This is a genomic window from Prevotella sp. E15-22 (assembly GCF_023204875.1).
Classification (GTDB): Bacteria; Bacteroidota; Bacteroidia; order Bacteroidales; family Bacteroidaceae; genus Prevotella.
Genome location: NZ_CP096247.1, coordinates 485,479 through 497,545, shown reverse-complemented (window position 1 = coordinate 497,545; position 12,067 = coordinate 485,479). Strand labels below are relative to the sequence as shown.

Annotated in this window: 17 protein-coding genes and 1 tRNA gene; 6 read left to right on the top strand and 12 right to left on the bottom strand. The window is 47.9% G+C overall.

The genetic code is table 11. The annotated features are described in order from the left end of the window. The first annotated feature begins 11 nt into the window (after positions 1–11). Positions 12–455, top strand: a complete 444-nt coding sequence (locus M1D30_RS01865) for a nucleoside deaminase (RefSeq protein ID WP_248505674.1) — start codon at positions 12–14, stop codon at positions 453–455. A 22-nt stretch (positions 456–477) separates the two neighbouring features. Here the strand turns inward: M1D30_RS01865 and M1D30_RS01860 are convergent, their stop codons facing one another. Together M1D30_RS01860 and rsmI are read right to left on the bottom strand one after the other, a co-directional pair. Further along, complete coding sequence (locus M1D30_RS01860) at positions 478–1,329, bottom strand: hypothetical protein (RefSeq protein WP_248507711.1); 852 nt, start codon at positions 1,327–1,329, stop codon at positions 478–480. A gap of 16 nt (positions 1,330–1,345) precedes the next feature. Continuing rightward, positions 1,346–2,020, bottom strand: a complete 675-nt coding sequence (gene rsmI, locus M1D30_RS01855; RefSeq protein WP_248505672.1) for a 16S rRNA (cytidine(1402)-2'-O)-methyltransferase — start codon at positions 2,018–2,020, stop codon at positions 1,346–1,348. A gap of 141 nt (positions 2,021–2,161) precedes the next feature. Between rsmI and M1D30_RS01850 the strand changes: the two genes are divergently transcribed. The 3 genes from M1D30_RS01850 (at position 2,162) to M1D30_RS01840 (ending at position 4,031) form a co-directional block, all read left to right on the top strand. Further along, on the top strand, positions 2,162–2,743 hold the full coding sequence (locus tag M1D30_RS01850; protein WP_248505670.1) for a thymidine kinase: 582 nt from the start codon (positions 2,162–2,164) through the stop codon (positions 2,741–2,743). 12 nt (positions 2,744–2,755) lie between these two features. Continuing rightward, positions 2,756–3,889 (top strand): AI-2E family transporter, encoded by a 1,134-nt coding sequence (locus tag M1D30_RS01845; RefSeq protein WP_248505668.1) that lies wholly within the window; start codon positions 2,756–2,758, stop codon positions 3,887–3,889. Between the two features lie 69 nt (positions 3,890–3,958). Beyond that, a tRNA-Lys gene (locus M1D30_RS01840) sits at positions 3,959–4,031 on the top strand. A gap of 62 nt (positions 4,032–4,093) precedes the next feature. Here the strand turns inward: M1D30_RS01840 and M1D30_RS01835 are convergent. From M1D30_RS01835 to M1D30_RS01820, 4 genes are all read right to left on the bottom strand, one after another. After that, on the bottom strand, positions 4,094–4,789 hold the full coding sequence (locus M1D30_RS01835; RefSeq protein WP_248505667.1) for a DUF554 domain-containing protein: 696 nt from the start codon (positions 4,787–4,789) through the stop codon (positions 4,094–4,096). 7 nt (positions 4,790–4,796) lie between these two features. Next, on the bottom strand, positions 4,797–5,096 hold the full coding sequence (locus M1D30_RS01830; RefSeq protein WP_248505665.1) for a TIGR04076 family protein: 300 nt from the start codon (positions 5,094–5,096) through the stop codon (positions 4,797–4,799). Between the two features lie 42 nt (positions 5,097–5,138). Beyond that, positions 5,139–5,360 carry a DUF1294 domain-containing protein gene (locus tag M1D30_RS01825; RefSeq protein ID WP_248505663.1) on the bottom strand — a complete coding sequence of 74 codons (222 nt, stop codon included), beginning with the start codon at positions 5,358–5,360 and terminating at the stop codon, positions 5,139–5,141. Positions 5,361–5,453: 93 nt separating this feature from the next. Further along, the gene (locus M1D30_RS01820; protein ID WP_248505661.1) at positions 5,454–6,557 is read right to left on the bottom strand and encodes a cation diffusion facilitator family transporter; all 1,104 of its coding nucleotides are present in this window, start codon (positions 6,555–6,557) and stop codon (positions 5,454–5,456) included. A 77-nt stretch (positions 6,558–6,634) separates the two neighbouring features. Here M1D30_RS01820 and M1D30_RS01815 point away from each other — a divergent pair, with 77 nt between their 5' ends. Continuing rightward, a complete protein-coding gene (locus M1D30_RS01815; RefSeq protein ID WP_248505659.1) occupies positions 6,635–7,360 on the top strand; it encodes a sulfite exporter TauE/SafE family protein in 726 nt (241 codons plus the stop codon). Between the two features lie 14 nt (positions 7,361–7,374). Here M1D30_RS01815 and M1D30_RS01810 read toward each other — a convergent pair whose 3' ends face one another. Together M1D30_RS01810 and M1D30_RS01805 are read right to left on the bottom strand one after the other, a co-directional pair. Then, entirely contained in the window at positions 7,375–8,091 is a 717-nt protein-coding gene (locus M1D30_RS01810; protein ID WP_248505657.1) for a hypothetical protein, read from the bottom strand. 35 nt (positions 8,092–8,126) lie between these two features. Then, positions 8,127–8,648, bottom strand: a complete 522-nt coding sequence (locus M1D30_RS01805; RefSeq protein WP_248505655.1) for a flavin reductase family protein — start codon at positions 8,646–8,648, stop codon at positions 8,127–8,129. Positions 8,649–8,831: 183 nt separating this feature from the next. On the opposite strand from M1D30_RS01805, the gene M1D30_RS01800 reads away from it, so the two are divergent. Continuing rightward, positions 8,832–9,212 (top strand): RidA family protein, encoded by a 381-nt coding sequence (locus tag M1D30_RS01800; RefSeq protein WP_248505654.1) that lies wholly within the window; start codon positions 8,832–8,834, stop codon positions 9,210–9,212. 61 nt (positions 9,213–9,273) lie between these two features. Here M1D30_RS01800 and M1D30_RS01795 read toward each other — a convergent pair whose 3' ends face one another. From M1D30_RS01795 to M1D30_RS01780, 4 genes are all read right to left on the bottom strand, one after another. Beyond that, positions 9,274–9,519, bottom strand: a complete 246-nt coding sequence (locus tag M1D30_RS01795; protein ID WP_248505652.1) for a hypothetical protein — start codon at positions 9,517–9,519, stop codon at positions 9,274–9,276. After that, positions 9,516–9,725, bottom strand: coding sequence for a DUF4250 domain-containing protein (locus M1D30_RS01790; protein WP_248505650.1), 210 nt, complete (start codon positions 9,723–9,725; stop codon positions 9,516–9,518). Before M1D30_RS01790 ends, M1D30_RS01795 begins: the two co-directional genes overlap by 4 nt. 42 nt (positions 9,726–9,767) lie before the next feature. Next, a complete protein-coding gene (locus M1D30_RS01785; protein WP_248505648.1) occupies positions 9,768–10,550 on the bottom strand; it encodes a ZIP family metal transporter in 783 nt (260 codons plus the stop codon). Between the two features lie 246 nt (positions 10,551–10,796). After that, a complete protein-coding gene (locus M1D30_RS01780) occupies positions 10,797–12,038 on the bottom strand; it encodes a permease (protein WP_248505646.1) in 1,242 nt (413 codons plus the stop codon). Positions 12,039–12,067: the final 29 nt, after the last annotated feature.

The window sequence follows — 12,067 nt, the reverse complement described above, 5'->3', positions numbered from 1 at the left end:
ACTTTTGCATCATGGAAGAGAAAAATAAGGATGAAATGTATATGCGCAAAGCATTAGCCGAGGCGCAGCAAGCCTTCGATGAAGGCGAGATTCCCATCGGAGCCGTCGTTGTTTGTAAGGATCAGGTGATAGCACGTGCCCACAACCTGACAGAGACACTCATCGACCCAACGGCACATGCCGAGATGCAGGCCATCACCATGGCAGCCAATGCACTGGGTGGCAAGTACCTGACAGGCTGCACCCTCTACGTCACTGTAGAGCCCTGTCCCATGTGCGCAGGAGCCATCGGCTGGGCACAGGTACCACGCATCATTTACGGAGCTCCCGATCCCAAACGCGGTTTCCGTGAATATGCTCCTCGTGTGATGCACCCCAAGGCAGAATGCAAAGGCGGCATCCTCGAAGAAGAATGCCGCCAGTTAATGCAAGAGTTCTTTAAAAGTAAGCGATAAGTCATCTTATCGCTTTTATTATTTACTTCACCTGTACCACCAGATACTTACTGGTGCTCCAGAACTGCTGGGGATTCGTGATGCGCAGCACATACTGCTTGTTGGCATCACGCTCCAGGGTATAAGTACCTGCAGGGTGATTAGTCAAAATACGAGCATCACGTGACATCAGCTTAATCTCCTTGTCCACACGGATATCGATCTTGGTAAAGTAGTTCTTATTAAAGTTACCCTGAAGCACCTCACCACTCTTCAAGATATTCTGCTCCTTCAGCTCGCGCTTAGTGCCAAACACATACCAAGCCGTATGCAGTTCCTTGTCCTGAGAGCCAATGGTCTCAGTCTTCTGAGCATTCTCATCTTTCAGCATCACCACATCCTCGTTCAGCTGACTCACCTGTTCGTCAAGTTCTGCAATATGAATATCCTTGGCCTCCAGTTCCTGGCGCAACACAGCCAACTCGCTCTCTTTCTCCTCCAACTGAGCAGTCAGGTTCTCCAATGTCTTGCGCAACTGCTCACTGGCAGTATTACTGTCTCGCAGACGCAAGCGCAGCTTATTGATGAGCTCCTTGTTCTGCGTCATCGTCTCGTTGATAAACTGCATGTTCTCACGGATACGCTGTGCAGCATCAGTACCTTCGCCACGGCGTTCAATCGTCACACGACCCTGAGCTTCATTGATAGCACGGAAACCATCCTCAATGGTGTTGAGGGTCTCAAGCATATCGTTAATCTCATTGTCCTTCTGCACATTCACACGGTTCAAAGAATCGATACGTGAACTCAAATCAGCCGTCTGACGCGTATTGCCATTGTCCTTACACGATGCCAGTGCCAACAGACACATGGCAATAAACAAAAACTTTTTCATCATAACTAATTATCTTTTAATCCTTTTTTCCTTCCAACACAATCACTATCTCGCCACGAGGCTCCGTTTCCTTAAAGTGAGCGATTACCTCGGCCAGTGTTCCACGAACACTCTCTTCGTGCACCTTGGAGATCTCACGACAGACACTCACCTGTCGGTCGCTGCCATAAAACTCGGCAAACTGCTCCAATGTCTTTACCACACGATAGGGTGATTCATAGAATATCATCGTACGCTCCTCATTGACCAGCGACTCCAAGCGTGTCTTACGACCTTTCTTCTGGGGCAGGAAGCCCTCAAAAACGAAACGGTCGCAAGGCAAGCCACTACTCACCAAGGCTGGCACAAACGCCGTTGGTCCAGGCAGTGTCTGCACCTCGACTCCGGCTCTGACAGCCTCGCGCACCAGAAAGAAACCTGGGTCACTGATGCCAGGCGTACCTGCATCACTAATCAGCGCCACATTCTGACCAGCCAGCAGACGCTGAACCACACCTGCACTGGTGCCATGCTCATTGAACTTATGATGCGACATCAACTGATTCTTTATCTCAAAATGCTTCAGTAGGACACCCGACGTACGAGTATCCTCGGCCAGCACCAGATCAGCTTCCTTCAGGATGCGGATGGCACGCATCGTCATATCCTCCATGTTGCCCACAGGTGTGGGTACAATATAAAGTATTCCCATTTCGGTTGCAAAGATAATGTTTTTTAGTCCATAGTTCATAGTTCATCATTCATAATTGTCAGAAATTAACAACATTTTACTAAAAAAACCATGAACGATGAACTATGAACTATAAACTTTTTACTATCTTTGCACCCAACTATGACAACAAATCTAACGGGTGAGGCACACCGCCCAGGAAGAATAGAAGTTGTGTGCGGTTCGATGTTCTCGGGAAAGACAGAGGAGCTTATCCGAAGAATGCGTCGAGCTCAGTTTGCCAAGCAGCGGGTTGAGATTTTCAAGCCCGCCATCGATGTGCGTTATTCGCAGGAAGACGTTGTGAGCCACGACCAGAAACACATCCAGTCAACACCTATCGACTCCTCTGCCAGTATTCTACTGTTGGCAGAAGATATTGAGGTGGTGGGTATTGACGAGGCACAGTTTTTTGACGATGGCATTGTTGACGTATGTAACCAACTGGCCAACCGTGGTGTGCGCGTTATCGTGGCTGGACTCGACATGGACTATCAAGGCATTCCCTTCGGCCCCATGCCAGCCCTTTGTGCCATTGCCGACGAAGTAACCAAAGTGCATGCCATCTGTGTGAAATGCGGCTCGCTGGCCTATGTCAGTCACCGCAAGGTACAAAACGACAAGCGCGTACTTCTGGGCGAAACGCAGGAATACGAGCCGCTGTGCCGTGAATGCTATCAGAAAGCAATAAAGAACAACGAGTAAAACAATATAGCGATGTACGACAAACCTATCACTTTCGACACCTTTGTACGCTGGTTAGGCTACGGTCTGCTGGCCATTGCCATCGTCTGCCTTCTCAACTACCTGGGAAGTGTTCTGCTGCCCTTTGCCGCAGCATGGTTCATAGCCTACCTACTCTACCCTGTCGTCAAGTTCGTACAGTACAAGCTTCACGTTCCGGGTAGGGTACTCAGCATCGTCGTCACCCTGATTCTTGTCATCGCTATCCTTTGCGGCATCGGATGGCTCATCATTCCACCCATGATTGAGCAGTTCCAAAAGTTAGGCGACCTTGTGAGCACCTATATTCGCAATGCTGCACACATCAAGAACATACCTGAGGCCGTGAGCCAATGGACGAATGAGCATCATCAGGAACTCGAAGAATACCTGATGAGCGAGAACTTCAGCGAGAGTGTCAGGAATGCCATTCCCAAGATGTTCAGCATGGTGGGCCAGACGGCCAGCATCATCATCAGCCTCATCGCCTCACTCATCACCCTACTCTATATGTTCTTCATCCTCATGGACTACGAGTATCTGACAGACAGTTGGATAAAGATCTTCCCAAAGAAGAGTCGCCCGTTCTGGAGTGTACTGGCTAAAGATGCCGAACGTGAGCTGAGCAACTACATCCGTGGTCAAGGCATGGTTGCCTTCATCATGGGCGTTCTTTTCTGCATAGGCTTCACCATCATCGACTTCCCCATGGCCATTGGCCTCGGCATACTCATCGGCATTCTTGACCTTGTGCCCTATCTACACACCTTCGCCCTGATTCCCACTGCCCTACTGGCTCTTCTCAAAGCCGCGGACACAGGACAGAATTTCTGGATTATCTTCGCCATGGCAGTTGCGGTCTTTGCCATTGTCCAGGTTATCATCGACCTGATTATCACCCCATACATCATGGGTAAGGCCATGCGCCTCAACCCCGCCATTCTTCTTCTGTCACTGTCGGTTTGGGGTGCATTATTAGGCTTTATCGGCCTCATCATTGCGCTACCTGCCACCACCCTCATCATTGCGTACTATCAACGATATGTCACCCGTGAAGACGAGGAAACGATGGAAAAAATCGCTATAACAGAGGAAAATACCGCCAAAAAAGAAAAATCATCCGAATAAATTTGGCTGGTTCAAAAAAAGTTAGTACCTTTGCAGCCGATTTCGCAAAGAAGTCATCCTTAATAGGGCGATCCGCTAGCTCAGTTGGTAGAGCACAACACTTTTAATGTTGGGGTCTTGGGTTCGAACCCCAAGCGGATCACAGAAAAGAGGTCATCAGCAGATGACCTCTTTTTCTTTTCTACCATATCCATTTCTATTGGTTCATACAAGAGCACATATCAGGAACCAGACAACGGGCACCAGAAGGGCTGGTAGCAGATTAAGCGTTTTGCAATCTTTCAGGTTCAACAGCGAGAGTCCACTACCCGTGATGAGCAATCCACCAACAATCAACAACTCAGCCATGAGCGCATCGCTGACAGCAGTACTACTGATATGGGCAACGAGCCAGAACATGCCCTGCCAGCAGAACAGCACTGGTGCTGCCAAAACCATACCGATGCCGTAAGTAGAGGCAAACACCATCGACGAAACAAAGTCGAGCGTGGCATTGGTAAACAGAAAGGTATGGTCGCCCTTCAAGGCCGAGATAACAGGTCCGAGCATCGACAGCGGGCCGATGCAATAGAGCAGGATGGCAGTTGACAAGCCTTCGGCCAGCCGGTTGCCATTATTTTTCTTTCCACGCTGCAACTTATCAATCAAACGCTTAAATCGGCCATCAATGTCGAGTGCAGTGCCAATGACGCCTCCTATGGCCAGCGATATGATAAAAAGTACAGGATACTGCGACTGAGGGAAGTGGCTGATGGTTGCATTCAAACCAATGGCCAGCGATGCCAGTCCCAATCCTGTATAAAGTACCTCCTTATATTTCTCCTTCACGCCACGATGAAGCACGCTACCTATGATGCTGCCTATAATGATGGTAGCTGTATTAACAATTGTTCCGATCATATCACAATCAAATCACTTCTATATAAAAACTGAATGGACGGAAGCCGTCGTTGCAACTGATCATCGCACTCATTGGATTCTTCATCCATCCATCGTAAAAATTACCCTCACCACGGGCCAGCGACTCAACGAACTCACGCATGGAACTCCACGCCGACGGGCACATGCCTTCAGGTTGCTGGCCGTCAATGGAAACCCACTGTTGCCCCACCCTGACATCGCAGGTGTGTTCGATGGGATTCTCATATTTCGCCATCAGATCCTCATAGACAGTCTGACGAACAGCTGTGATTCTTACTTTATTCATATCTCATCTTCTTCATTTTTCTTCTCCAGGTAATCAAACAGATTAAAACAATAACACGATAACGAGCGATATCTGAGTCAACAGAATCAGTGGTACTCCGTATTTAAATTTCTTGTGCTGAGTCTTATGCCGCCATACCTTCATACCCAACAACGCCCCGATGACACCACCGACAACTGCCAATGTAAGCAAAGTAGCTTCCGATATGCGCCAGCTATTGTGCTTGGCTTTAACCTTATCAATGCCATAAACTAAGAATGTCACGACATTAATGCCTAAAAGATAATATAGCAATGCTTCTGTCTGCAGGTGCGAACACATATTTATTATAAAAAAGTGGTTAATCTGAAGTAGGTATTACTCACAGTAGTTATGATCCACTACGATGACGACTTTCATGTCGGGAACTAACGGCTGTAGCTCTGTCGTCAGCTGACAGACAAAGGCGGCTTCGTCATGGACGGAGATATCTGGGATGATATCGACAGAGAGGGAATTGTGTTTCTCTGAATAATAGAAACCGTGTACCTGAAGAATGTCTTTGTGGGCAGCGAGTGCTTGCATCACCTGCGATTGCAACTCGGCACGGCGGTTATCGCCAGTGGCAACAGCATAGACACCAACGGTCATGATGATGCCGTGACGCACATACATCTGCGTGGAGATTCGGCGCGTCAGCCCGTGAATATCGTGTGCCGACATGGTATCATAGACGTTGATATGTAGCGAACCTATCTTCACGTCAGGACCGTAGTTATGCAGTATCAGGTCGAACACGCCATGAACGCCCTCGAAGTCTGCCACCTCCTTCTGAATCTGTTTGGCGAAGTCTGCCGAAATGCTCGTTCCAAGCAGTTCGTTGACAGGTGAGGCCAGCATCTCGATACCAGCCTTGATAATCACGATGGATATCAGTGCACCCAGGATACCATCGAGCGACACACCCCACAGAAGCATGACACCTGCCGAAACAAGTGTTGCCAGTGTGATGACAGCATCAAACAGCGCATCAGAGCCGGAGGCTATCAGCGCATCGCTGTTCAGTTGCTCGCCCTTCTTCTTGACATACTGACCAAGGATGAGTTTCACCACGATGGCCACCACGATGACTACCAGTGTCGTTGTGGTGTACGAAGGCTCCGTGGGATCGAAGATTTTTTTCACCGACTCAATAAGAGAAGTGATACCCGCGGAGAGCACGATAACGGCGATGATGATGGCACTGAAATACTCGATGCGACCAAAGCCAAAGGGATGTTTCCTGTCGGCAGGACGCTGTGAGAGTTTGGTGCCCACAATGGTGATGACACTCGACAACGCATCGCTCAGGTTGTTCACGGCATCCATCACGATAGCCACACTGCTGGCCAGAACGCCCACTGCGGCCTTGAACCCCGCCAACAGCACATTAGCAGCGATGCCTATCCAACTGGTACGGATGATTTCTTGACTACGATTCATAGAAATAATGATTTTATCTGCAAATATACATATTATCCATTAAAAATTACTATCTTTGTGCCATAATTTAATAAAAGATGAGTTTCGTCCTCTCCATTTTCCTGTTGAGCATTGGCGCCAGTTTCATTCAACGCACCACAGGCTTTGGCTTTGGCATCTTCATCATGACGATGCTGCCGTTCTTCATGCCCAGCTATGGCGAAGCTACAACGCTCTCAGGTCTGCTGGCCATCACCACCTCTGCTGCAATTGTATGGCGTATGCGCAGCCACGTCACCTGGAGCCGCCTCTGGCCAATTCTACTGACGTTTATCATCATATCATCCATCGCCATCTTTGCCCTAACACGCATTGAAGACCACATCCTTCGACGCATCCTTGGTGCGACACTCATCCTTATCAGTATTTACTTTATGCTGTTTAGCCAACGCATAAAACTACCGACAACAAAGAAAGTACAGGTAGGTGCCGGAACGTTAAGCGGATTGATGGGCGGCTTTTTCGGCATGCAAGGCCCGCCTGCCGTGCTTTATTTCATTCAGAGTGAGCCAACGAAAGAGCACTATATGGCAATGACGCAGACTTACTTTTTGATTGGAAACCTAATGATGACTGGCGTGAGAGCCTATAACGGTTTCTTCACTACCACCGTTGCCATAGACTATTTTTATGGTCTCGGCGGAGTCATCATTGGCACGCTTCTGGGCGCCTATGTCTTCAAGCATATCCCCAACCGCATTTTCCGCTACATCGTTTATGCCTACATCTGTATCAGTGGAGTCATCATACTGATAACAACCTAAAACCTACCTGCAAATTATCTCATCCATCCTTCTACACGGTAGACCTTCTCCATAAGTTTTCTTTCCTTCTTTGTAGTAGCATCTCTGTGCCACACCTCAATACGGGCAGCATAATAGTCACCCCAGTCACCCTCGTAAATGGTAAATTCATGTCTGCTTACCAATTTCGAAAATGAGGATGTTGGGTTTATAATAGCTTGACTACTCTCTGCGGCGATTCTTTCCTCCGATAGCGGAAGGTTCTCTGTGACCTCAAAACATTTAAGATAGATATCTCCAGCAGGTAACGGCCCATAATAGAAGTCATACGTATAAATACCTCCTTGGCAATCTTTCCATATAGTTAAATATGTATTGGGATCAAGACTATCAACAGGTTCTTTCAAACACGAGTCCTCTTCAAGGGGCAAATTATATTTCAAACCATCAGGAATGGGATGATTCCTTCCAAATCCGTCGGGGCCACTCATAGAAACCATCATTAGAGGAAGACAAAGGACTCCAAAAATTACGAAAGAAAAGCTAAAAGACAGAAAACACTTCCGTCTCTGCTTATTGACAAAAAGAACGACCCATGAAACAGGAAGTAGAATTAATGTCAAAAGCAGTAGCAAACTAAAAAAATCTCCAATTACAGATGGGTATGAGAGGAATAGAAATATCAGGGAAATCATAGACAAAGCCAACAGAATGGGCAGTGCATACCAATATTTCAATATGAATCTTTTCATTGTATTCTTATTGCAGCATGTTATCATCTCATTGTCTATCCAAGATACTCATCATCCCTGGCCAGTATCTTCTCAATCTTGCCGACATACATCGTATGGAAGTCGCCCTGGGCATAGTGCTGATCGAGGGTATCCTGACAAAGGAATCCGCTCTCCTGCAACTCCGACTGAAATACCTTCTTGCAAACCAATACCAACTTAGCCTGCTCAAACCAAACGGTATTATCAGCATAGACAGGGGTGAGACCAGCCTTTGAGATCTTGTCCTCATCGCGCCCAGAAGCGCTGCCAAGGTAGGCCATCTGCTTCTTAAACGACTTATCCATGACGCAGAGCGTGAAGTAGCCCTCCCTGTCAACAAACTCCTTGGTATAGCGCGACTGACGCAAATAAACAACTGCCGTTGGGTCGTTATGTCCCCACAGACATCCCAGGTGTCCCCAAGAAACCGTCATCGTGTTACACTTCTGCTCGTTGCCTGCCGTCACCAACATCCATTCATCACCAAACAGGTTGAACGGATTGAACTTCATGTCTTTGTAATTAATCTCTTTCATATCAATCGTCATATCTTTTATTCCACCTACAACAGTATGAACTGGTCAATAACATAATTCTTTTGGCAAAGATAGCATAATTTGCCCGAATTTTCTTACCTTTGCCCCAAGAATTAGGATAGTTTAGGATTCTGGATCAACAGACAGAACAATTAATAAAGAATAACTAGATTAATAACAAGTATGAAAGAAGTTATCAGCACAAAGGCTGCACCCGCTGCCATTGGCCCATACAGTCAGGCCATCAAAGTAGGTAATCTCGTATATACCTCTGGTCAGATTCCCATCAATCCTGCCACTGGCAGCTTTGCCGAGGGAGGCATCAAGGAACAAACCCGTCAGTCACTGACCAACGTGAAGGCTATTCTTGAAGAAGCCGGCCTAACAATGGCCGATGTAGTAAAGACAACCGTCTTCATGGCCGACATGAACGACTTTGCCGACATGAATGCCGTCTATGCCGAGTTTTTCGCAGAGCCATATCCTGCCCGTTCTGCTGTAGCCGTCAAGACTCTCCCCAAAGGTGCATTAGTTGAGATTGAAGTTGTGGCTGAAGCAAAATAGCCATCCATTTTATCATTCAAGCCCCCCGATTTGCATTTCTGCAAGTCGGGGGCCTTTTATATTACAACATCTCTTCCAGCATCTCCACAGCCTTGGTGATGTCCTCTTGAAAGTGTTTATGGTCGCGCAGAAAGTCAGTCCTGCCGCCACTGATAGCATCATACAAATCCTGACTCATCTCATCGGCATAACTGGCAATAGCCATCTCAATATCATCTTTCTGCCAGTCGAGCGTAGAATGAACATAGATTCTCTGCTTCTGATGCAGGAAACTGTAGGCCGTCTCAATACTATCCTTCGTCATCATCGTGTCAATGCGTCATAACCTATCGGGCGAAACTGTCTTTGTTTCTCACTGTACACAAATCCGTGCCCATACAAGTAATCCTTAATCTCTTTCGGTTCTGTTCCAAAGTTATAGCATAGCGACTCCAGCGTGTCAAACTCCTCATCACGCAGCAGCATGTTCACACTCGAAACCAATATAGCAGGATCTTTTGGCAAGTATTCCATTTCAAAAACACAATTCTTTATCGTCAAAAATCATACGCACCACTACCCCATCACCACATCGAGCACCATCATCAGTACGAAACCAATGGCAAAGCCGATGGTACTAAGGTTAGAGTGCTGACCGCTGGAGGCCTCTGGAATCAGTTCCTCTACCACCACATAGAACATGGCGCCAGCAGCAAAGGCCAGCATATAGGGCATCATAGGCATCAGCAGTGATGCCAGCAGGAGAACGGCCACAGCACCAACAGGTTCCACAGCACCACTCAGCGAGCCTATCAGGAACGAGCGCCAGCGACTGTTGCCTGCCGCCCTCATCGGCATCGAGATGATAGCCCCCTCGGGCACGTTCTGGATGGCGATACCCAACGACACTGCAACGGCACTGGCAAGGGAGATATTCGTTGCCCCACTGTCAGCACCTGCGAACACCACACCCACAGCCATACCCTCAGGCAGGTTATGGATGGTGACAGCCAGGGCCAGCATTGCCGTCTTCGACAGGTGCGACCGCATGCCCTCAGGTTTATCCGTGCCTATATGCAAGTGCGGCGTCAGTTCATCAATCATCAGCAGGAAGCCCATACCCAGCAGAAAGCCTATGGCAGCAGGCATCACGCTCCATTTGCCGCTATCAGCCCCCATTTCCATCGCAGGGATCAGCAGCGACCATACCGATGCCGCCACCATCACGCCCGATGCAAAGCCCAGCAGCGACTTCTGCAGTCGTTCCGACATCTCGCCCTTCATAAAAAACACAAAGGCCGAGCCAAGCATCGTGCCCAGCAGTGGAATCAGCAATCCAATTATTAATGTTGTTGTCATAGGGCGAAAAATAATTATCCCAGTCCAATCACACTCAGCGTTAAAGTCAGGATATCGTCGCCAAATGGCTGATCTTCTGTCACGCCAAGGAGCGACAACGTATATTCTCTCACTTGTTCTATGTTCATATCCTTTACAATCGTTTCATTTAGTTTTTTATCCTGCAAAGATACAAATTTGATGCCGGCGATCATCTCGTTGGTAGCACTCAGGTGGCTGTCCACATAATGTTTGATATACGCTCGCCTACATTCGACCCTTGAACGTATAACCAATACCTTCAACGGCAGCACGGATAACTTCTTCGGTGGCAGTGCCTTTGATGCTAAGGGTGTTGGCAGAGGCACTGGCCTTAGCCTTCTCTACACCAGGGAGATCTTCGACGGCACGTACTACGGCAGCTTCGCAATGACTGCAATGCATGTCCTCAACACGATAGACGGTCACATCGGGGTCTAAGGGCCTTTTGCTGGTAAACTTGCTGAAAAACTTCATCATAAGAGCAAATATAATTAATAATGTTAATACAATGGCGCAAACAATCTTAAACAGACTGGGCAGAGCGGATGTATCCATGCAGCAAGCCGCATGAGAATTGATAATTGACAATTGAGAATTGAGAATTCCCGTAGCATTGAGCAGCACTCCGAAGAGAACAGCAAAGCCAACGATGGTCATCAGATAAACCGATGTAAAGCAACGACCCATGGACTTATGCACAACGAGGATGGAGGCGAGATTAACGGCAGGACCTGCCATCAGCATCACCAATGCCGCTCCTGGCGAAAGTCCTTTCATCATCAATGCCGCTGCCACGGGGATGCTACCCGTAGAACAGATATACATGGGTACAGCGATGACCAATATCACCAGCATCTGCAATAGCGGTTGACTGCCAAAGCTAAGGAAGAATTCATCAGGCACAGCCACCTGAATCAATGCTGCCACAACAAGACCGATGAGCAGTCGCAAGCCGATGTCGCGAAGCATATCATAGTAGGCATATTTCAGCACGCGCCAAATTCTATTGCCGCTTTCCACTTGGCACGAAGTAGTCACATCGTCCTTTATATCATCCTCGCTAACCAATCGGTTCACAAGCAGTCCACCACAAACGCCCGTGATAAGTGCTGCCGTAGGACGGATAATGGCGAAGCCCAGTCCCATCAGCGAGAATGTAGCCAGGATGGAGTCGATGCCCGTCTGCGGTGTGGCAATCAGAAACGAAGCGATGGCACCTTTCGAAGCCTTCTCATTTCTAAGTCCGATAGCCGTAGGGATTACTCCGCACGAACACAGCGGCAGTGGTACACCCAGTAGTGCCGCCCATAACACTGAAAACTTGTTTTTTCGCGAAAGATAATTGGCATAGAACCTTTGCGGCACGAACACATGCAGCACCCCTGCGATGAAGAATCCCAACAACAGATAGGGAGCCATCTCGCAAACCACGTTCAAGAGTGATAGTAAGAAGTTGTGTATACTCATTATTTTGATTGCAAATATACGAAAAAAAA